Raw genomic sequence first — 22,501 nt, 5'->3', positions numbered from 1 at the left:
AATAATATTAGTTTTTAATATCCGGGATTTTGTGCCCAATTGCCATTTGCGAATTGAATTTCCTCGATAGGAATTGGAAACAATTCATTTTTATTGACTTTAAATCCAGTAATCTCCAGAGCAGCTTTACCTGTTCGTACTAAATCAAAGAAACGGTGGCCTTCACCAACTAATTCCACTCTTCTTTCTGCTAGAATAAAATCCGTCAAAGAGGCTCCAGAGGATGAAATATCATGATTTAAATCGCCAAAAGCTCGTCTTCGAACTTGGTTCAAATAGCCTCTTGCTTTCGTATCATTCAGTCCTCCGCGATTGTAAGCTTCGGCCGCCATCAAAAGAACATCTGCATAGCGAATGGCTCTGTAATTATTAGGATTTGTGAGGTTTAAATCACCTTGTGCATTAGCACTTCTTTTTCTTGGAATATATTTTCTGTTGAAAAAACCGGTGTGTTCATATCCTTTTCCAAATGTGGCTCCTGTGGCTGTAGCCCAAGCTTCGATATCTAATATCGCAACTGCTTTTCTATTATCGCCTGCTTCAAATGCGTTTACGACTTTTTGAGTTGGAACATTAAAACTGAAACCTGAGGTAAATAAATTACCTGAATAATTTCTTGGTCCACTAAAACCAACGGCTACATTGCCTTCACTACATTGGAGACATCCAAAACCTGCTCCTTCAACATCCGTATATTGTACTTCAAAAACTGATTCTAAACCATTTTCTCCTGCATTTTCAAAAATAGTATTGTAATCTGAAACCAATGAATACGACGAAGTTGCAATCAAACTTTCAAGGGTTGTGGCCGCTTGTGGGTATTTATTTTGGTACAAATATGCTTTACCTAATAATGCTAAAGCAGCTCCTTTCGTGACTCTTCCTTTTTGTGCTGCTGTTGCTGATACGTTTTGAGAAGCAAAGATTAAATCTGCTTCGATAGAAGCGTAAACTTCCGCAACAGAGGAACGTTTAATAATTTTCTCGTCTCCAGAGCTGAATCTTACATCGCCTTTTAGTGGAATTCCACCAAACCATTTTACCAATTCAAAATGATAATAGGCTCTAAGAAAACGAGCTTCACCAATCACTTGATTTTTCCCTTGAAAATTAGTTTTATCTTTGAATTCTAAAATATAATTAGCCCTTTGTACTCCAGCAAACATCCAGTCCCACAAGTTTTTTAGATTACTGTTGACAGGAGTATGGATCATATCATCAATTTGCTGAAATCCTGGTGTATCCGATTGACTTTCGCCTCCGGCCAAGGTATTGTCTGAGGCTATTTCGCCTAATATTGCATTGAGATACGTGGATTGCAACAAATCATAGGCAGCAATCAAAGCATTGTCATAATCTGATTTCGAATTAAAATAGTTCTCAGAATCGATCGAATATTCTATTGGTCGGTCCACAAAATCATCACTGCAGGAAATGGTTACAGTTGAGAAGATTGTTATCGATATAAGGGTAATAAATAGATACTTTTTCATTTTAGTAGGAATTAAAAATTAATGTTTAAACCTAACAAATAGGTTCTTGGGATTGGATAAAAACCATAGTCAATTCCGCCGCCAATTGGAGCACCATCAGAAGCGCCTGGATCAAAACCTTTGTATTTTGTAAACGTATACAAGTTATTGACTCCTGCATATAATCGTAGTTTTGTGATTCCTGCTTTTTCAGAATATTTAGAATTTATCGAATAACCCAATTGTATGTTTTGAATTCTTAGATAGGATGCATCTTCAACAAAATAGCTGCTAAAAGTAGAATTTCCTGTGGCACTTGTAGTTACTCTTGGCGTCGTATTAGTACTTCCCTCACCAGTCCATCGATCTAGAACATAATTAAGACGATTGACATCAGTAAGATTTCTTTCATAATTTCGAACCATATCATTCCCTACAGAAGCAAATGTATAAACAGCAAAATCAAAATCTTTATAATTCATTTGTAAATTGAATCCCATTGTAGCAGCTGGAATTGGGTCTCCAATATTTGTTCTGTCACTCGCATCCAATATTCCATCTCCGTTCACATCTACAAAACGAAGATCACCAGGGCTGGCATCAGCTCCTAAAGATAATTGAGACGGATGCGCATCAACTTCTGCTTGATTTTGAAAAATTCCATCTGTTTTATAGCCGTAAAAATAACCAATTGGCAGTCCAACTTCCATTCTTGAAGGTGGCTGTTGACCTACTCCAAAGGATCCTCCTTGTAAAAATGGTACTCCATTTGTGCTTAAAACTTCATTTTTAAGAAAGGTAACATTGTACCCCACACTCATTGAAAAATTATCAGAGAATTTATTTTTGTAATCTATAGCAAACTCAAATCCGGAATTTCTTACTGTCCCTCCATTGATTGTTGGAGAACCTGAACCAGGAGCTTCGGTCCCATTAATTCCTGAAACCGGTATATTCGTGATTAATAAGTCCGCACGTGTATCAATAAAATAATCGGCTACGATAGACACTTTATTTTGGATCAATTTAAGGTCTAAACCAACATCAAATTTTCTGGCTTCTTCCCACTTTAAATTTGGGTTCGGAATTTGTCCTACTGATAAACCATTGACCAATGCACCATCAAAAACATACGTCGCTTCCCCCGTTAATTGAGAAACATATCCATTATTACCAATTTGGTCATTTCCTAAAGTACCGTAACTACCTCTTAATTTCATGAAGTTAATTATTTTATCTTCTCCAAAAAATCCTTCATCTGATACTACCCAACCTGTTGTAAACGAAGGAAAATAACCCACTTTATTTCCGGGTCCAAATTTAGTTGAAGCATCACGACGTATCATGGCAGAAAAAAGATATTTTCCTTTATAATCATATTGCGCTCTTGCAAAATAGGATAGTCTTCTTTCATCATAATTATAAGCACTATTTGGAACTGTTTCAACGATTCCTCTTGTCAAACTTATATCAGCAAATTCCCATGAATTATATGGGACATCATATCCAGTGGCAAACAATCCGTTTCCAAATTGTTTAAAAATAGTGTTTCCTACTGTTGCCACGACATTATGGTCCTCCCCTATTTTCTTAGTATAGGTTCCAAATAAATCAAAGGAATAATCATTATCATTAATGGCACTTTGAGACACAGAACTTCTGGGTACATCAAACACTTTTCCACCATAATCAATTTGCTTGGCAAACGATTTAGATTCACTGTTTGAAGTATTAAAACCAATGGAACTCGAAATCGTAAAATCCTTGAAAACTTTATAATCCAATCCAAAATTACCGTTGACTTTCTTGAAGTTATAGTCATTATAGGTATTTGCAATTTGTGCCAATGGATTTATAATTTCTATTCCTAACCCAGTATTAGAAGGCACTTTTGTAAAATCACCATTTGCATCATACGGATTTAACGTTGCTGGAGTGTTCAAGGCATTAAACAAAACAGAACCTAAACCTCTTTCGTTCAATGACTTTCTATTGAAATAAGTATAGATTACGTTTGTTTTTAATTTTAATTTATCAGTAATATCCGCTCCTAAAGACACTCTGGCTGTATTTCGTAAAAACCCAGATTTACTTCCGCCAATAATTCCCTCTTGATCCAGATGAGAACCACTTACTGCGTAAGTAATTTTATCAGAACCACCTGAAAAAGAGATATCGTGATTGATAATAGGCACACTAGTGCTAAAAATTTCATTTTGCCAGTTTGTTCCTTTCCCCAAACCGGAAACAGTAGGAAAAGGAATTGCATTCCCACCATTTGCATAACTTTCATTCAACAGTAAGGCATAATCAGTTGCATTCAATACAGGTAAGGTTCTTGAAGTTTCTTGAAAACCGGTATACGTATTGTAACTAATTCTCGCTTTTGAATTCTTTTTACCGGATTTAGTGGTGATAAGGATAATTCCATTAGCACCAATAGTTCCATAAATAGCAGCCTGAGCATCTTTCAGAACCGTAATGGACTCTACATCATTTGGATTTAGTAATCCAAGTTCACCAACATATCCATCAATAATTGTTGTAGGTCTGTTATCTCCATTGGTTGCAATCCCCCTGATACGAATATCCAAAGCTGCACCCGGAGCACCAGAAGTGGTAGTGACATTCACACCCGAAACAGTTCCCTGCAACGCTTGCTCAATTTTAACTGGTTTCAAAGCTTCCAAAGTTTTACTGTCTACTACAGATACAGCGCCTGTAACTTCTCGTTTTTTCTGAGTTCCATAACCAATAACGACAACTTCGTCCAAAGTACTGGAATCCTCTTGTAATGTGATAATAAGTGCGCTATTATTAGACACCACTTTAAAGTCTTGATTTTTAAATCCTAAATAAGAAAAAGTAAGTGTTGCACCAGAGGGAACTTGTTTTAAGTAAAAGCGGCCATCCATATCTGTTGCTGATCCTATTGTTCCATTTTTGACTTTAACATTTACTCCCGGTATAGGTAAACCAGAACCTGCTTCTTTAACAACTCCTCCAATATCATATCCTTGGGCGAAACCAAACGAGGATAGAAATAGAAAAAGGATTAGTAGATAGTTTGACTTCATAATTTATGTTTTTTGTGAATTATAAAATTAATCGGAACCATTAATAATAAATTAAAAAGAACCTCAACAAAAAACATACAATGCAAAAATTTTGGTATTTAATTTACAATACTGAAAAAAGTACTGAATATTAAGAAGAAATTATGATAGTTGTTTTTCATCTAAAATAAAAAAACCACAACAATAACGGTATTGTTGTGGCAATGTATAGTTGTATTTTTGAGAATTGAAGAAAACTATACAGATAAAATGTACTCAACAAGACCCTGTTCATGCGATAATTCCATTTTTTTACGCAAACGATATCTTTTTATTTCAACACTTCGAACCGAAATGTTTAACAAAGGAGCCACTTCTTTAGATGAAAGATTTAGTCTTAAGTAAGCACACAAACGCAAATCATTTGGAGTTAAGGATGGATGAGCCAATTTCATTTTTTTTAAAAAATCCTTATCTGCATTATCGAAGGCTTCCTTAAAAACACTCCAGCTATCCCCTTCTGAAATATTCTTATTAATAGTAGAGATGACTGATTTTATACTTCTATTGCCGTCGTCAGGTGTTTTCTTTAGGTCTTCTTTGATAAAAGCTAATAACTCGTTTTTACTGTTTAAACTCATCGTAGATACTGCTAATTCTCGACTTTTAGTATCTACATCCTGAGAAAGTTGCTCGTTTCTAATTCGCATTACTTCCTGTTCATTTTCAAGTTCTTTAATTTCCAATAAAAGATTATTCTCCTCTATCAATTTCTCTTTCTGTTTTTGGTAGTAATTTTTATAAGCCTTGTGAATAAATTGAGCCATCACAAGCACCAATATGAGGTACACAAATAAAGCAATGTTAGTAAAATACCACGGTTTTTTAACGGTAAAAGAATACTCTATACTGTTTTCCAGGGCAGAATTCGCAAATTTAGCTTTGACCTTAAAAGTGTAATAACCCGGTGGCAAATTTTTAAAACTCACTGTTGGTTTTGCGTTCCATTCACTCCAATCCTCCTGAAATCCTTCTAATAAATACTGAAATTCAGCATTAATATATTTATTAAATTCAGGAACAGTATAATTAAAGCTAATGTTATTTTCATCATAACTAAAACGCCCTTCTTCCTTAATAGCACGGTTTACAAAACTTTCATTCAGCTTATTTGTCGTTATTGCAGCGAACGAAATATTATGATTTTTAAAACTCAAATCATTGATGTTCAATACATAATATCCATCTGTCGTCCCAATCAAATAATTCGAATTAGATATTTGGGTGATATTTTCAAAACCCAACATAGAATTGGTCAATGAAGCCGGAATAGGAATTACATTTTGTTTGAGTTGATTACTCAATTTACTTGATGAAAAATAATGAATATAATTCTTTGAAAACAACCATATTTTATTAGAATTATCCACTATCAATTTCCCTGATGTATATTCCTCTTTTTCGAAAACAGCACTTAACAACTCGTCTTTGGCAAATCGTTTTGTTGTATTGTTGAGTTTAAAAATCCCTTCTTTATTGGCATAATAAATCGTATGATTAAATTTTGTCAAACTTGCATTCTTCCCTTTTTTAGGAGAAGAATACGTAGTAAAGGGTTTAGTTTTAAGTAGCGTATTATCTAGTTGCAACCTAAAAACACCTTTATATTCATGGCTCACATACACTTCAAGCGCAGCTGTTATTTCAAAATATCGCGAAGAATAATTAAATCCTACAATTTTATTTTTAAAAATCCATTGGTTGTTTATTTTTTTTAAAACAGAAATTCCGTAATAATTTCCTTGAAGCACAAGTTCTTTTTGATTGGGAACCGTCTCAAATTTCCAAGTTCCTGATGCTGAAAACACATTTTTTGCAACGGCGTTCTCAATCACAAAAGTTCCGGAATCATGACCACAAAAAAGCGTTCCGTCATATTCAAACAAAGACCAAACCTGCCCCTTTGTGCCATTTATGAATTTGAATTGCCCATTAGTTTGGTGATCTTTATAAAACAACCCTTGATTTGTTCCTATATATAAATTTCCCTTATATAATTTTGACGTGTACACTGTCCCTAAAATTCCGGTATCATCGACAAAATTTTGTATCGGAGATTGCAAATTGATACAATTGATTCCGTTATCTAATCCTACCCATAAATTTTGATCCGCATCTTCAAACAAAGACAAAACAGTATTGTTACTTAGTCCTTTGTTTTGAGTAATATGATACTTAATGTTTCCTTCATTGGTCAAAATAAAGATTCCATTAGAAACTGTTCCTAAAGCGAAACTTCCATCAGAAAGCAATTGACTGCTATATACGCTGCTGGTAGCTAATTCGGAGTCAACTTCGGTAGAAAACTTAGTCAAAGTAGGACCTATAAGTTTGTAAAATCCGTTGAGCTGTGTCTGGATCAAAAGTCCTTCCTCAATACTAAAAACATTTACGATCCTATTGCTTTGCAAAATAGGATTATTTGAAACCAAGCGCCCTTTTCCGCTTTCAATTTCAAATAGACCGCCATGAATCGTTTGAAAATAGATACCATTTTTAGTTCGGAATGATTTAGTGATTTTATAATTTGGCGCAATTACCTTGAACGTACCTGTTTTAGTATCGTAAATATAAATTCGATCTAATGATTGAAAGATTACCCACTGGTCATAATTTAAAACATTCCAGAATTGTTCGTCATCTAGAATCTTGTTTTTTATTCTGTTACTAAGTGAAGTGTATTTTAGTTTCCCATCTGTCTGTCGTGTCCAGAAGCCAAATTCCATGTAACATCCGGTGTAAATTTTGTTTCCTATGACTTTTACGGAACGAATAATTGTTTCATTAGGTGATGGATACAATTCCCAATTTGAACCATTGAATTCTAACAATCCGTCATTATTAGCAAAAAAAACATAGCGGTTTTGATCTTGTGCGATCATCCAGTTTTGGTTACCAGCGCCATAAGTACTCGATGTGTATTTTACAATTGGGGGTAACTCTTGAGAAAAAGCACAAAAGGACATTAAAAAAATAAAAAAAAGTAGTTTTGTCTTCAAGGGTATCATTTTGTTAATTTATTCCAAAAATAGATTTAAAATTAGCATTTATTTATGGGATAGAAAACATAAAAACTATACAACTGAGAAAAACAGGAGTAACAACCCCTTTTTAATCATTATTTGTGAGTTGTTCAATCCCTTTTCTCTGTTGAAAATTGATTACTTTTGTGAAAATTATCTTTTTTATGCAAGTTGACCTTTCGAAACTAGATCCAAAGAAAAATATTATTATAAAAGGAGCGCAAGTACACAACCTAAAAAATGTAGATGTCGCAATTCCCAGAAATAAGTTAGTGGTTATCACCGGACTTTCGGGTTCTGGAAAATCAAGTTTGGCTTTTGATACTTTGTATGCTGAGGGACAGCGTCGCTATGTAGAAAGTTTATCTTCGTATGCGAGACAATTTCTTGGACGATTGGATAAACCAAAAGTGGAATACATAAAAGGAATTGCTCCAGCAATTGCTATTGAACAAAAAGTAAATACTACCAATGCCCGCTCTACCGTAGGAACCTCAACCGAAATATACGATTATGTAAAATTGCTTTTTGCCAGAATTGGACGCACTTATTCGCCTATTTCTGGTCGAAAAGTCAAAAAAAATAACGTTACAGATGTCATTACCGATGTCAAAACATTTGAAAAAGACAGCAAATGGTTGCTGCTTGCACCGATTCATCTAGAAGAAGGACGCAAACTGGAAGATAAGCTAAAAGTACTTTTACAACAAGGTTTTGCCCGAATATTAGTAAATAATGAAATGGTACGACTAGACGATTTGTCGGATTCATTAGACAAAAAACAAATTTTCCTAATCATTGACCGAATTGTGATTAATCACGATACTTCAGGCGAAGAAGAGTTTTACAATCGATTGGCAGATGCTGTGCAAACGGCTTTCTTTGAAGGAAAAGGAATTTGCTATTTACAGGAATTAAACGCTGATAAAAAATATTCTTATTCCAATAATTTTGAGTTGGATGGTATTACATTTCTAGAACCAAACGTTCATTTATTTAGCTTCAATAATCCGTATGGAGCATGTCCCGTTTGTGAAGGATATGGAAATATTATAGGAATTGATTCCGAATTAGTCGTGCCGAATACCACATTGTCCGTTTTTGAAAATGGAATCTTCCCTTGGCGAGGAGAAAGTATGAGCTGGTTTCGCGACGAATTAGTAAATAATGCCTACAAATTTGATTTTCCAATACACAAACCGTATTATGAGTTGTCTGAGGATCAAAAAGAACTACTTTGGAATGGAAATAGTTATTTCCAAGGATTGAATGATTTTTTTAAAGAACTGGAAGAAAAAAATTATAAAATTCAAAACAGAGTAATGCTCTCCCGATATCGAGGCAAAACCAAATGCCATTCCTGCAAAGGAAAACGCTTGAGAGTAGAAGCTTCCTACGTGAAAATAAACGCAAAAACAGTTTCTGATTTAGTTGATTTACCGATTAAACATCTGGTTACTTTTTTCGAAAACATTGATTTAGATGTGTATGAAAAGCAAATTTCCAAACGCTTAATATTAGAAATCAACAACCGTTTGTCCTTTTTAACCGAAGTAGGATTGGACTACCTTACATTAAACAGAAATTCTGCAACACTTTCCGGAGGAGAATCACAACGCATCAACTTAGCCACTTCGCTTGGAAGCAGTTTAGTAGGATCTATGTATATTTTGGATGAGCCCAGTATTGGTCTGCACCCTAAAGATACGGAACGTTTGATAAAAGTATTGCTATCGTTACGCGATTTAGGAAATACGGTCATTGTGGTAGAACACGATGAGGATATCATGAAAGCCGCTGACATGATTATTGATATAGGTCCGGAAGCAGGAACTTTAGGCGGACATTTAGTCGCGCAGGGAACCTATGATGAAATACTAAAATCTACTTCACTTACAGCGAAATATCTAAACGGTGATTTAGAAATTAGCGTCCCTAAAAAACGAAGACTTTTCAAGAATTTTATTGACATAAAAGGAGCACGAGAAAATAATTTACAAAATATTGATGTTACTTTTCCACTGGATGTATTAACGGTTATTACAGGAGTTTCTGGAAGTGGAAAAAGTACGCTTGTTAAGAAAATCCTTTTTCCGGCCATGCAAAAAAAGTTGGAAAACGCAGGTGAAAAAGCAGGACAATTTACTGAAATGACCGGTTCTTTTACTCAAATTAAACACATAGAATACGTAGATCAAAACCCAATAGGAAGAAGTTCCCGTTCTAATCCGGTGACGTATATCAAGGCGTATGATGATATTCGAGAATTGTATGCTAGAGAAAAATTATCAAAAATAAGAGGCTATCAAGCCAAACATTTTTCTTTTAATGTTGATGGCGGAAGATGTGAAACATGTAAAGGAGAAGGTGCTATCAATGTAGAAATGGTTTTTATGGCTGATGTACAATTACCTTGTGAAACCTGCAACGGGAAACGATTCAAGAAAGAAGTGTTGGAAGTCGCTTTTGAAGGTAAAAACATTCACGATATACTAACGATGACAATCGATGACGCTATTGCCTTTTTTATAGCAAATAAACAACCTAAAATAACTCAAAAATTACAGCCTTTGCAAGATGTAGGATTGGGATATGTTCAATTAGGGCAATCCTCATCTACTCTGTCTGGAGGAGAAGCACAGCGTATAAAACTGGCTTCATTCCTGGTAAAAGGAGCGACAAAAGACAAAGCCTTATTTGTTTTTGATGAGCCTACAACGGGATTACATTTTCATGACATCAAGAAACTAATGGCTTCCTTCAATGCATTGATTGATAAAGGACATTCGATTATTGTTATCGAACACAACCTTGATTTAATAAAGTGTGCCGATTGGATTATAGACTTAGGGCCTGAGGGGGGAGAAAATGGCGGGAAATTGCTTGCAGTAGGAACTCCTGAACAAGTTGTAAAAATAAAACAATCAATTACAGGGCAGTATTTAAAAGATAAATTGTAAACGGATTACCCCATATAACATTTCTCCTCAAAAGCATTTCCATCTTCATCAATAGCTACAAGTATTTTTTTAGCTTTTGAGGAAACCTGTGTAATATAAATCCAGGCGATGGACCACAGTCCTAACGTAATGCAACATATACAAAAATTAAAAAGATGATCTACTTTTTGTCTTTTTTTCAATAAAATAGCGAAGGGCAACTTGTCGTTTCGTTCCAACACTATAAATCCATGACTGGTCTTATTTTCCAGGATGGAGGAAAACTTTACAAAATTCTGCTCGGTTGTACTTGTATTGCTTTTCATATTATTTCAGATAATTTACCGCTGCTTTTTAACAAACAGTGATAAAATGACAATTACAAAAATAATGGCAATTTTAGAACTTCACAATACCCACTTTTAGTGATATTTTGCATTTCTATTTTTTATTAAATATAAAAAAAATAATTATAAATACATGAAAATAAGCGACTTAATACGTATAAATCCGAAAATAAATAATATTTAGGTGAATTTTTTTACAACCAAATTCAGAGCTTCGTTTATCTCTATTGAAATAACAAACTTGTAATTAATATAAATATATAAAATGGCTACTAAAATAGATTTTAATCCTATGCTTATGATTGGATGAAAAGGAAATTCCCAGAAATAAAACATCAAGAACAATACAAAAGTTATCGCAAGAGAATATAATGTCTGTATTGTAAACGGATACAAGTGCATACGCTTGACTACAAAAAGCAGTTTAGCCAAACTATACAGCGTTATTGATAACAAAGTAGCTACAGCAGTTCCGGTTATAGCATATCTTGGTATAAAAAACATGTTCAGTCCTATTGTTAGAAAAACAAGTAATAAACCTAAAAACAAGACCATACGGTAGTATTTTGAATTAAAAATAATAGCATTATTATTTCCTAAAATCAAATCAAAATATTTAGAAATCCCTATCAAAAATACCACTAGAATTCCTCCGCTATACTCTTTTGGAACCATTATATACAACTGGTTGATATTGACAAAAATACACAGCATTACAAAACCGCCTACAACTTGCAAATTAATTGATGTTTTTTTGTACAAATCATTTAATTCATCCTGTTTATTCTCATGCATTAACTTAGCCGTTATGGGATATGTAATTTGATGCATCGCCCTACTGGGAACTGCTATGACAGATGCAATATAAGTAGCAACGGAGTAATAGGCTATATTCTCAATTTTAATGTATTGATTCAGCATAATTTTATCAATATCCAACAACATAACCGCAACACTACCTGATAAAATAATGAAAAAAGTATATACTAAAACATCTTTCACATTTTGAGGGATGGAAAACTGAAATACAGGTTTTTTTATTCGGAAAGCATAAAACATCGTTATAGCAAAAGCCAAAAAATAAATAATAGCAGTAACATAAATAAATTGTACCACTGTAATCCATTTATAATAGACTCCAATCAAAGCAAATAAAGAAAATAATCTCAATCCTACCTCTTTTACAAAATTTCCAAAAACCGAATGCATGTGCACTCTGGCCCAAGCATAAAAGATCTCGAAATAAGCCATACTAAGTCCTATAAATGGAATAAGCCATAAATAATCCTTAACTACAGGATTTTCTTTGCTCAAGTATAATGAAATAGGTTCAAAAAAGAAAAATCCAATCAATACTAAAGGAATACACAACAACAAAGGAATTAATACAGTAAACGAGAGAAACTGAGAGCGTTCTTCCTCTGTTTTATACTGGGTATAAAACTTCACCAACGTATTTTGCATACCAAAAGCCAGCAAAGGCATAATGATATTTGCCCAAGAAAGAATATAGTTTGTTAACGCATAAAATACTGTTCCTAAAAAAAAGGGATACAAATAAAGTGTATTTATTGCCCCAATACCAAAACCAAAATAGGTAATTATCGTATTCTTTAAAGATTGATTTAATACTATTCCCATTTCTTTATCATTGCGAGACACAAAGCAATCTCACTTTTAATTTATATTTTATTAAGCAGTTTAACCAATTCTTTAGTAAGATTTTTTCTGGAATAACGCTGTAATCCAACTCCGTTTACCTGTAATTTACCTTCCAAAAACTGATTATAAAAGTCCAAAATTACACTTTTAAGTTTCATTTTCTCCGAATAATCAAAAAATATGCCCGTGTTGGTAGTGGTAATAATTTCGGCAAAATCAGAACCGTTGGGTCCGATAGCAATGATAGGCCTGTTAGAAACCATATATTCAAATAATTTTCCAGGGATAATACTTTTAGTCTCTTGAGAATTAATTTCGACAAGCAGCAAAACCTGAGATTTTCTTTGATGTGCAATCGCTTCCGAATGTGAAACGTAGCCCAGATTATTCAAAAAGGAATTTAGTTTAAATTGCGAAATGGTTTCTAAAACTTCCTGACTTACTGCTCCGATTAGCTTTATTTCTACATGCGATTTGAACTCCGGAATCTCATTAATTAATTCGATCAAACTCTCCCATAAAATCAGAGGATTTCTCTCGGAGAGAAAAGAACCAATGTGTGCCAAAGAAAATTTAGAATCCAACGCTTGTTTTTCGACTTCCTCTGTATCATACCCATTGGTAATTACCGCAATGGGTTTATCTGTAATCGCCTCAAATTCGGTTTTGGTGGTTTTGCTTGTTACGATAATAGTATCGGCTGTATTCAAAACCTGATGTTCTAGTGATTTGTGTTTTTTAGCAGCAAAAAGCGATAATCGCAAGGATTTGTGATAGCCAATTGTGGTCCATGGATCTCGGAAATCAGCAAACCATTTTAAATCTAATTTCTGTTTTAATTCTAATCCAATAAGATGCAGACTGTGCGGTGGTCCCGAAGTAACAATGGTATCAATATTATTTTCTACAATATATTTCTCCAGATAAGCAACTGATGGTTTTACCCAAAAAACACGCGCATCGGGAATAAAAAGATTTCCACGAATCCAAAGAAAAGTTTTGTCTAAAAAAGATTGCTTTTTCTGATTTGGAATAATTCCTGAACTGATTTTTTTAGTTTTGTTTTTCGAAAGAAACGAAGCCAGTTGATACGGTTCGAAAATTTTCTGTTTCAAAATAATCGCTTTAACAGAAACTTCTTTAACCAAGTTTTCATCAACAATAGGATATGTTGGATTCTCCGGAATATACACAATCGGCTGAATGCCAAAATCTGGCAAATACTTAACAAACTTAAGCCAACGTTGTACCCCAGGTCCTCCAGCCGGTGGCCAATAATAGGTAATTATTAAAATTTTTTTTGGTTCCAAGTTTAGGATTTTGTTGTAGTTGATTTTAAATCCGTAAAAAACAAAGTACTGTTTTGATACAATCCTTTTGAAATAATGTAAAAAGCCGGTAAAGCGGGGATTACTGAATAATATTTAAATTTGTCAGGTATAAATAAGTAAATACCAAACAATACTCCAAAAATAAAACTTAATAAAAAAAGCAACAACAATATTTGTTGAAACGATTTTAAACCGAATAATTCTATCATAATTTTAATAAATATTTTTGCTATTTAGTTTCTCCAACTCTTCAATATCTAGTTGATCCTTAAGTCTATTAGCTGCTTTTTTGGAAATAATCAAATTATCATAATCAATAAAAAACACTGGAATTCCATCTATATCTATGATGTTTGCTTTTTCTAAAAGTGCAGCAAAAGGTTGATTTTCTAAACCTTTAACAGAAGTCATAATATCCAGTCTAAAATTAATATTTAGAGTAAAATCTGTCCAACCGGGAATGAATTGCATAGTTTTAATACTTTCAAAATCACCCAATCCCATTTGTTTAATGGCCTTTCTCAAATTTTCACGATTAGCTATTGTATCTTCAATGAAAATATCAATATCTCCTGTATTTCTTCCGTAGCCGTAAATATTTACTGCAAATCCACCGATGGTTAGATAGTTTACCTTGTTTTCTGATAAATACTTCCAAACATTTATTATTTGTTTCTGCATATTCATTTCAAATTATTTTGATTTTGAATATTTTTTTGCTGCCTTTAATAAGCAAGATATTTCGATTATTGCCATCAGTTTTTCAAAACGTTGCTGATAAGTCAATTGTCTTGTTTCCTCAACATATCTAGCCTCCTTTACTGTTGGATGTTCGTGATTTAATTTGACTTTACCCATTGCATTAAAAATTTAGAATGTATTCGAAAATTTATTAGATCAAATTTACAAATAAATATCAGACAGCTAACGCCTTTTTTTTCTTTCAAAATAAATCCCACCAATCAAAAGCAACAACATTCCTATGGAACTTACCAACGTAATCGTGCTTCCGGTTTTTATAACTTGAGGTTCAAACTTAAATTCTATTTTGTGTTGACCCCCTGGAAGAACTAGTGCTCTCAATACATAATCAACAGGAAAATGAACCGTTTTTACGCCATCAACATAGGCATTCCATCCCTTTTCATAATATATTTCAGAAAAAACTGCTAAAGCATATTTAGTATTATTAGCAGTATATTTAAGATAATTGGGTTTGTATACGTCTAATTGAATGGTTCCACTGGTATCCCATTTTCTTTTCAATCCAACATTTCTAAACTTAGATCCATGCTCATGCCGGTTAAATATTGCGACATCTTTAGTATTTAGTTGTCCTAACGATTTCATCTCGTCATCAGGGGTATTAACTACTTTCACACTGCTTACAAACCAGGCATTCCCATTGGCATTTGGGTTCGAAGTTGGAAATTCTTTTCCTTCCTTATCCGTCTGAATTACATACTTGACATTTAGCATGTTTAGGATTTCCATATTATTATTGGCAATTTGATAATCAAATAATTGTTGCATTCTACGTGGCTTCACGGCACTGTAACCACCTATTGATTTATGAAAATAAGAAGCCCGTGCGCTGGACAAGTTTCCACTTACTTCAAAAACTCTGTAATGAGTTGTATCCTTGAGAATTTCAACATCGGAAGCTGTTTCCTGAAATGGGACTTCCACTTCCCTGCCGCTGACAAAATCTTTTCCTGACACATAATTTTTATCAACAAAAAACAAATCAAAAACCATCAATAAGCCTACAAATATAATAGCGGTTTTCTGAGCAAACCTATTTTTAATAAACAACCATAAAATACCCGCTGTAATTACTATCAAGAAACCAGATCGCAGTAAATCAGCACTATACAAACTCATTCGGTCCTGTTTTAAGGCATTAACAAAGTCAGGCCCGTAACTTTGTTGATAATACGCATCATTACCTCCAGAGAAACTAAACATACTTTTACTAAAAAACAAGATCAGTATTAATCCCAGCCCTAAAACACCGGTCTCCATTACGGCTTTCTTTTGTAGTTTTTTGTCCAATGTAAAGAAAGACTGTAATCCCATAATAGCCAGAACAGGAAAACACAATTCAAGAATAACTTGTATGGAGGAAACTGCTCTAAATTTATTGTACATAGGAATATAGTCAATAAAAAAATCAGTCACTAAAGGAAGATTCTTCCCCCATGAAAGTATCAAAGCAACTACAGCTCCAGAAAGGAATACATATTTTATTTTGCGTGTATCAATAAACAAGGCCATAATAGCCAAAAAGAAAACCACTATACCAATGTATGCGGGAGCAGCAACTATGGGTTGATCTCCCCAATAGGTTGGCATTCCCGAAACAAAATCAGTTGCCTGATCTTCTGGTACGCCCTTGCCCACCATTAGTTCAAACATATTACTGTCTTTTCCTACTGCCTCATTATTTGAGCCTCCAAAAAGTCGGGGCGCTATCAGATTAAAGCTTTCCATAATTCCATAACTGTATTCCGTTATGTACTCATACGTCAAGGCGCTATTACTATCCTTTTTTGAACCATCAGGATTAAAGGTTAATTCACTTTTCCCTCGAGTACTAAAATCTGCATATTCGGCAGTAGCTAATAAATTAGTCGCATTGGTGCCAATAGCAAATATTCCCGCAACCGCAAGTATTCCAAATGAATACAGTAGCGATTTATAGTCTTTTTCTTTTACTTGCTGGTACACAAAATATATAGAAAGAATCAATAAGAAAATCAATAAATAATAGGTCATCTGGAAGTGATTCGCATTGATTTCTAATGCTGTCGCAAAAAGCGTAATCAAACCTCCTAGTATGTATTTTTTTTGAAACACCAAAATAAATCCAGCAATAACCAGTGGCATATACGCAATAGCGTGTGCTTTAGCATTATGACCAACTCCAAGAATAATTATCAAATAGGTAGATAAACCAAAGGCTAATGCACCAAAAAAGGCTTTTAAAGGATCCACTTTTAATACCAGCATCAAGCCATAAAATCCAAGAAAATATAAAAATAAATAATCCGCAGGACGCGGTAAAAATCGCAATGCATCGTCTATCGCACCAATATAATCGTGAGGATATTTGGCTCCTAGTTGATAGGTTGGCATACCTCCAAATGCGGAATTAGTCCAATACGGCTCCACATCATTGGTGGCTCTAAAGTCATTTTGCTCTTTGGCCATTCCTGTATATTGCACAATATCAGACTGGAAAATTTGCTTTCCTTGTAACACAGGATAAAAATATATCAGAGAAATCACAACAAAACCAAGTATGGCTAAGGCGTGTGGATAGAACTTATTTATTATTTTCAATGTAAAATGGTTTGGATTATAGTAAAAATGATGCTGATAACGACAAATTTAATCTATTTCTTCGTAATCAACATAATCGCCCACTTTTTTGGTTTCGCGTGGGTTTTTAGTATTTGCTGTTGTGTAAAGAACTTCTTCCTCCTTAGATTGCGTTTTTTGCCACGTATTCTCTTGTGCATACTGCTGTTGCTTCTGCATGTTTTCGCCTGCTTTCTGCACTACTTTTTTTACTAATAATGGCAGAAATAATTTCGCCAAAAATCTAAAAATATAATAGAAAGCAATCATATAAAAAAGTGCTTTTATAAAACCAGTAAATGAAGCTGTTTGCATATAATTGTAATTTTTTCCAAAATTAATAAATCAACTGTTCAAAATTAAACTATCTCTCTTAAATAAATAATAAAATATACTACATTTGAAAAGCGTTGTTACTTTTTAACTAAAAAAAATAAGATGTCCAAAATCAAAATCTTACTAATTGTAGCTCTCTCAATGATTCCAAGTATTCATTATGGGCAACATACGGATCAAATCAATTCGAACAGACCGGGTGAAACCATGTCGGCTTTTGCTGTTGGAAAGTCTGTTATCCAAATAGAAACTGGTGTTTACGGGATCAAACAAAACCATCGTTTATTGAACTATGATGCAAACGGTTTTGGGATTGATGCCACATTGCGATGGGGATTATTCATGGAAAAGCTGGAATTGATAGCCGATATACAATACCAAAACGAACAATACACTTCTTTATTCAACAAAACCAATCGTGCAGACTTAAAGCAAACGGTTCTGGGAGCTAAATATTTAGTGTATGATCCTTTCCGGAATTATGAAAAAAAAACAAACCTCTACAGCTGGAAAGCCAATCAAAGTTTTGACTGGCATCAATTAATTCCTGCTGTATCTATATTTGCAGGAGCTAATTTTACGATGGCAGACAATCCCTATTCTTTTTCCCCTGAATCCAGTATATCTCCAAAAATTATGTTGATTACCCAAAACCACTTAGGCGATGGCAGGTGGGTTTTTGTGACGAATATCATTGCTGACTATATTACTACTGAATTCCCGAGTTATGGCTACGTGGTAACTTTGACTAGAGGGTTTAATAACAAATGGTCCGGATTTGTAGAAAATCAGGGGTTCAAAAGTGATTTTTACAGCGATGCAATTGTTCGTGGTGGCGCTGCTTATTTGTTAAATAAAGACATGCAAATTGATGCCTCAATAAGTACAAGTCTTAAAGATACTCCATCTGCACTGTATGGAGGTATTGGTTTTTCCTGGCGCTATGATGCCAATTACCAAGAAGTAAGAATAAATATTGACAATTAAGTATTCCGATAAAAAAGCCTTAAAAAAGCGAAAAAATATAAAAATAAGTACAGTAAAATAAGCGGTATAAAAGAATCCCAAAACTTTCGTTTTGGGATTCTTTGTATTTATCTTTTCTAGTCGCTGAAAAGAGTACTAAAAACTATTTTACTTCCATCAATTCGACATCAAAAATCAAAGTAGCATTTGGCGGAATTGCTCCTCCTGCACCACGAGATCCATACCCTAAATGAGATGGAATTACAAAACGTGCTTTGTCACCTACACGCAACAAGGCAATTCCTTCATCCCAACCCTCAATAACCTGACCTTGCCCCAATCTAAATTCAATTGGTTTTTTTCTTGGATAAGAAGAATCAAACACTTTTCCATTCTCTAATGAACCTTCATAGTGAACAGCAACGGTTTTTCCGCTTTCTGCTTTTTTACCTTCTCCTCTTTGGATGAATTGGTAACGCAGTCCACTTTCTGTTTTTTCAAAACCCGCAGCTAATTTTTCCATCGCAGCTTCAGCATCGGCTTTCAAAGTGGCATCACGTTTGTTCCGTGATCCCTTAAAGCTAATAAAAGCTTCAATTGCATTCCAATTTTTAGCTTCGTCTCCTACTCTAACGATCTCTAAAGTCTCTAAAACATCGCCTTGAGCGATAGCATCAACGACATCCTGACCTTCAACTACATGGCCAAAAACAGTATGCTTATTATCCAGCCATTCCGTAGGAATGTGTGTAATGTAAAATTGAGAACCATTCGTTCCTGGTCCTGAATTGGCCATCGCCAAAACACCCGGACGATCATGTTTTAGACTTGGATGAAACTCATCATCAAATTTGTACCCTGGATCTCCAGTTCCTGTTCCTTGTGGACAACCGCCTTGTACCATAAAATCAGGAATTACTCTGTGAAATTTTAATCCATTATAAAACTTAACTCCTTGTGGTTTAACTTTATTTTCTAAGTTACCTTCTGCTAATCCTACAAAGTTCCCAACTGTACCAGGAGTCAAATCGTGCGTTAGTTTTACTAAAACAGCCCCTTTTGTGGTGTTGAACTTAGCATATATTCCGTTTTCCATTGCTTTTTAATTTTTATTGAAATGCAAATTTACAAAATTAATTTATTTGAACCTATTCACTAAAACGTTACATTTGATAAATCATCTTGAAATTTCTTCCAATTTTCTGTCGTAAAAAGGATCCTATTTAAAGCTACTTGAAATTTAATCTTTGATGTAATTCTAACACAACCTGTATTCAAATGATTCTTTTTATACCGTCACCACTAAAAACCTATTTATCTATGAAATCTATTTATTACCTTTTATTCTTTTTTAGTTTCATTTGCAATGCGCAAGAAAGACCAGTACCACTAGCGTATTTTTTGCCGCAAAACGAAACGTACAATGACAAAATTCCGACACCTAAAAGTGTTTTTAATTTTGAATTAGGAGAAATGCATACTGATCACAATCAAGTAGTTCGCTTTATGGAAGCTATTGCAAAAGCTTCTGACAGAGTGCAAATAGAAACAACCGGTTACACTTATGAAAACCGTCCACTACAATTACTTACCATTTCAAGTCCTGAAAATTTAGCAAAAATTGATGAAATTCATAGAAAACACCTCGCTTTATCGGATTCAGATACTAATGCTTCGGATGTATCTAATTTGCCTATCGTACTCTATTTAGGCTATTCAATCCATGGAAATGAATCCAGCGGAACCGGTGCCGCAATTGCTCTGGCCTATTATCTTACAGCCTCAGAAAGTCCTGAACTAAAAAAAATGCTGGATAATACGATTATTCTATTAGATCCAAGTTTAAATCCAGATGGTTTGCATCGTTTTTCAACTTGGGTGAACAGCCATAAAAGTAAAAACTTAGTAACAGATCCTAATGACCGAGAATTTAATGAAGCATGGCCAGGCGGAAGATTTAATCACTACTGGTTTGACATGAACAGAGACTGGCTTCCCGTTCAACTTCCAGAAAGTCAGGCGCGCATTAGGACTTTCAGGAAATGGATGCCAAATGTATTGTGTGATTTTCACGAAATGGGAACTAATTCGACTTACTTTTTTCAGCCGGGAGTTCAAAGCCGCACCAACCCACTCACTCCTGAATTAAACCAAAAACTAACCAAAAAAATTGCAGGCTACCATGCCAAAGCATTGGATAAAATTGGAAGTTTTTATTATGTCGAAGATGGTTTTGATGACTTTTATTACGGCAAAGGATCTACCTATCCTGACATCAATGGAGGTATCGGTATTTTATTTGAACAAGCGAGTTCAAGAGGACATGCCCAACAAAGCGTAAACGGAATAATCACTTTTCCATTTACCATCAAAAATCAATTTACAACCAGCTTGTCATCAGTACAGGCTGCGTATGAAATGCGAAAAGAGCTGCTGGAATACCAACGCGATTTTTTTACTAATTCCAGTGCCGAAAGTAAAAGAAACAAAACAAAAGGCTATGTATTTGGAGATGAAAAAGATGCTACTAAAATTCAAGAACTCGCCAAAATACTTAGCCAGCATAAAATTGAAATGCTGCAATTGAAAGAAGACATCACCATCAACAAAAAGAAATTCAGTAAAGATTTGAGTATTATTATTCCCATGGAACAAAAAAACTCAAAGCTCATACACGCTATTTTTGATAGACAAACCAAGTTCAAAGACAGTATCTTTTATGACATTTCAGCATGGAATTTTGATCTGGCTTTCAATTTAAATTTTGAGGAACTGAATTCCCTTTCACAAGCCGGGGCACGTTACGAAAATGTATTGAAACCCGGAACGGTCAATCAAAAAAGTGATGTAGGATACCTAATCGAATGGACAGACTACAATTCTCCTAAACTTTTATACCAATTACAGGCCAAAGGACTGCGTATAAAAACCACTAAGAAACCATTTGTCCACAACGGAAAAACTTTTTCCTATGGGAGTTTGTTAGTACCTGTTCAGAATCAGACAATGAGTTCAGACGAAATGTATGCCTACCTGAACCAAATTATCCCGGAATACGCTATTGCTATTACCGCCGTAGAAACCGGGTTTACTGATGGTGCCAATTTAGGAAATCCCAATCTAGTCAATCTTACCATGCCTAAAGTAGCTATGGTCGTGGGACGTGGTGTTGATCCATCAGATGCGGGAGAATTATGGCATTTATTTGATCAAAAAGCACAAATTCCATTGACTAAAATAGATATGGAACAACTACAAAGAGTGACTCTAAGTGGTTATACGACTTTGATCATGGTCAATGGAAATTATGGTGGACTTTCACCAGCTACAGCAGCTAAAATAGAGCAATGGACTCAAAGTGGAGGAACTTTAATTGCATATCAGGATGCTATTAAATGGTTGAATGATAGTAAATTGATTGAATTGACTTTAAAAACTACTAAAAATGAAGCTAAAGCAATTTCATTTGAACAAACTAGTGATTTCAAGGGAGCACAAGAGATTGGCGGGGCAATATTTGAAACCAGATTAGATTTATCACATCCTATTAATTATGGAATGCCACGAAATATGATGCCTATTTTCAGAAACTCCTCTATTTTTATTGAACCCAATAAAAACAGTTTTGGTAATCCAATCCAATATACTAAAAATCCATTGTTGAGCGGTTACATTTCGAAACCAAAACTGGAGTTGTTAAAAGAAACGGTACCGTTTCAAGCCATTCGAAAAGGAGATGGAGCCATTTTAATTTTCACAGACAATACTAATTTCCGAGCCTTCTGGCTGGGAACAGAAAAATTGTTTTGGAATGCTGTTTTCTTTGGCAAACTCATGTAAAAAACTATATTCTTTTTAAAGTATTTCAGATGTCTTGTCCTGAATAACCGATACAGATTATTAGATAAAAATATTTAATTAAACACTTGCAAAAACGTTTTTGCAA

The 22,501-nt window shown here is 34.3% G+C and carries 15 protein-coding genes; 3 read left to right on the top strand and 12 right to left on the bottom strand.

Annotation, left to right across the window (positions count from 1 at the left end; genetic code table 11):
• Positions 1-14 precede the first annotated feature (14 nt).
• The 3 genes from EKM02_RS11910 to EKM02_RS11900 all read right to left on the bottom strand — a co-directional run bounded on the left by EKM02_RS11910 (position 15) and on the right by EKM02_RS11900 (position 7,587).
• A complete protein-coding gene (locus EKM02_RS11910; protein WP_126455439.1) occupies positions 15-1,493 on the bottom strand; it encodes a RagB/SusD family nutrient uptake outer membrane protein in 1,479 nt (492 codons plus the stop codon).
• A gap of 11 nt (positions 1,494-1,504) precedes the next feature.
• Positions 1,505-4,549, bottom strand: a complete 3,045-nt coding sequence (locus EKM02_RS11905) for a SusC/RagA family TonB-linked outer membrane protein (protein ID WP_126455437.1) — start codon at positions 4,547-4,549, stop codon at positions 1,505-1,507.
• 236 nt (positions 4,550-4,785) lie between these two features.
• Positions 4,786-7,587 (bottom strand): triple tyrosine motif-containing protein, encoded by a 2,802-nt coding sequence (locus EKM02_RS11900; protein ID WP_317124989.1) that lies wholly within the window; start codon positions 7,585-7,587, stop codon positions 4,786-4,788.
• 188 nt (positions 7,588-7,775) lie between these two features.
• On the opposite strand from EKM02_RS11900, the gene uvrA reads away from it, so the two are divergent.
• Positions 7,776-10,571: an excinuclease ABC subunit UvrA gene (gene uvrA, locus EKM02_RS11895; protein WP_126455433.1), complete on the top strand. Its 2,796-nt coding sequence runs from the start codon at positions 7,776-7,778 to the stop codon at positions 10,569-10,571.
• Positions 10,572-10,576: 5 nt separating this feature from the next.
• On the opposite strand, the gene EKM02_RS11890 is transcribed toward uvrA, so the two are convergent.
• The 8 genes from EKM02_RS11890 to EKM02_RS11860 form a co-directional block, all read right to left on the bottom strand.
• The gene (locus EKM02_RS11890) at positions 10,577-10,876 is read right to left on the bottom strand and encodes a hypothetical protein (protein WP_126455431.1); all 300 of its coding nucleotides are present in this window, start codon (positions 10,874-10,876) and stop codon (positions 10,577-10,579) included.
• Positions 10,877-11,077: 201 nt separating this feature from the next.
• On the bottom strand, positions 11,078-12,538 hold the full coding sequence (locus EKM02_RS11885; protein ID WP_126455429.1) for a lipopolysaccharide biosynthesis protein: 1,461 nt from the start codon (positions 12,536-12,538) through the stop codon (positions 11,078-11,080).
• A gap of 41 nt (positions 12,539-12,579) precedes the next feature.
• Positions 12,580-13,869, bottom strand: a complete 1,290-nt coding sequence (locus EKM02_RS11880) for a glycosyltransferase family 4 protein (protein WP_126455427.1) — start codon at positions 13,867-13,869, stop codon at positions 12,580-12,582.
• Positions 13,870-13,871: 2 nt separating this feature from the next.
• Positions 13,872-14,099 carry a hypothetical protein gene (locus EKM02_RS11875; RefSeq protein ID WP_126455425.1) on the bottom strand — a complete coding sequence of 76 codons (228 nt, stop codon included), beginning with the start codon at positions 14,097-14,099 and terminating at the stop codon, positions 13,872-13,874.
• 4 nt (positions 14,100-14,103) lie between these two features.
• Positions 14,104-14,577 (bottom strand): nucleotidyltransferase, encoded by a 474-nt coding sequence (locus EKM02_RS11870; protein WP_234423190.1) that lies wholly within the window; start codon positions 14,575-14,577, stop codon positions 14,104-14,106.
• A gap of 6 nt (positions 14,578-14,583) precedes the next feature.
• A complete protein-coding gene (locus tag EKM02_RS14815) occupies positions 14,584-14,748 on the bottom strand; it encodes a hypothetical protein (RefSeq protein WP_158614749.1) in 165 nt (54 codons plus the stop codon).
• A gap of 66 nt (positions 14,749-14,814) precedes the next feature.
• Positions 14,815-17,235, bottom strand: a complete 2,421-nt coding sequence (locus EKM02_RS11865) for a YfhO family protein (RefSeq protein WP_126455423.1) — start codon at positions 17,233-17,235, stop codon at positions 14,815-14,817.
• Between the two features lie 48 nt (positions 17,236-17,283).
• Positions 17,284-17,568, bottom strand: a complete 285-nt coding sequence (locus tag EKM02_RS11860) for a DUF4834 family protein (protein WP_126455421.1) — start codon at positions 17,566-17,568, stop codon at positions 17,284-17,286.
• Positions 17,569-17,691: 123 nt separating this feature from the next.
• On the opposite strand from EKM02_RS11860, the gene EKM02_RS11855 reads away from it, so the two are divergent.
• Positions 17,692-18,576, top strand: a complete 885-nt coding sequence (locus tag EKM02_RS11855; protein ID WP_199878490.1) for a transporter — start codon at positions 17,692-17,694, stop codon at positions 18,574-18,576.
• Between the two features lie 142 nt (positions 18,577-18,718).
• Here the strand turns inward: EKM02_RS11855 and EKM02_RS11850 are convergent, their stop codons facing one another.
• Complete coding sequence (locus EKM02_RS11850) at positions 18,719-19,651, bottom strand: peptidylprolyl isomerase (protein WP_126455419.1); 933 nt, start codon at positions 19,649-19,651, stop codon at positions 18,719-18,721.
• A gap of 224 nt (positions 19,652-19,875) precedes the next feature.
• Between EKM02_RS11850 and EKM02_RS11845 the strand changes: the two genes are divergently transcribed.
• Complete coding sequence (locus EKM02_RS11845) at positions 19,876-22,395, top strand: M14 family metallopeptidase (protein ID WP_126455417.1); 2,520 nt, start codon at positions 19,876-19,878, stop codon at positions 22,393-22,395.
• Positions 22,396-22,501: the final 106 nt, after the last annotated feature.

This window comes from Flavobacterium sp. RSP49 (genome assembly GCF_003968735.1).
GTDB lineage: Bacteria > Bacteroidota > Bacteroidia > Flavobacteriales > Flavobacteriaceae > Flavobacterium.
Note: the sequence above shows the minus strand (reverse complement) of the source record. Positions and strands in the feature narration are given on the sequence as shown.

Bases quoted from the DNA above. Each gene is read 5' to 3' on its own strand.
- EKM02_RS11910 (WP_126455439.1), bottom strand. From the start codon at position 1,493: ATGAAAAAGTATCTATTTATTACCCTTATATCGATAACAATCTTCTCA.
- EKM02_RS11905 (WP_126455437.1), bottom strand. From the start codon at position 4,549: ATGAAGTCAAACTATCTACTAATCCTTTTTCTATTTCTATCCTCGTTT.
- uvrA (WP_126455433.1), top strand. From the start codon at position 7,776: ATGCAAGTTGACCTTTCGAAACTAGATCCAAAGAAAAATATTATTATA.
- EKM02_RS11890 (WP_126455431.1), bottom strand. From the start codon at position 10,876: ATGAAAAGCAATACAAGTACAACCGAGCAGAATTTTGTAAAGTTTTCC.
- EKM02_RS11885 (WP_126455429.1), bottom strand. From the start codon at position 12,538: ATGGGAATAGTATTAAATCAATCTTTAAAGAATACGATAATTACCTAT.
- EKM02_RS11875 (WP_126455425.1), bottom strand. From the start codon at position 14,099: ATGATAGAATTATTCGGTTTAAAATCGTTTCAACAAATATTGTTGTTG.
- EKM02_RS11870 (WP_234423190.1), bottom strand. From the start codon at position 14,577: ATGAATATGCAGAAACAAATAATAAATGTTTGGAAGTATTTATCAGAA.
- EKM02_RS14815 (WP_158614749.1), bottom strand. From the start codon at position 14,748: ATGGGTAAAGTCAAATTAAATCACGAACATCCAACAGTAAAGGAGGCT.
- EKM02_RS11860 (WP_126455421.1), bottom strand. From the start codon at position 17,568: ATGCAAACAGCTTCATTTACTGGTTTTATAAAAGCACTTTTTTATATG.
- EKM02_RS11855 (WP_199878490.1), top strand. From the start codon at position 17,692: ATGTCCAAAATCAAAATCTTACTAATTGTAGCTCTCTCAATGATTCCA.
- EKM02_RS11850 (WP_126455419.1), bottom strand. From the start codon at position 19,651: ATGGAAAACGGAATATATGCTAAGTTCAACACCACAAAAGGGGCTGTT.
- EKM02_RS11845 (WP_126455417.1), top strand. From the start codon at position 19,876: ATGAAATCTATTTATTACCTTTTATTCTTTTTTAGTTTCATTTGCAAT.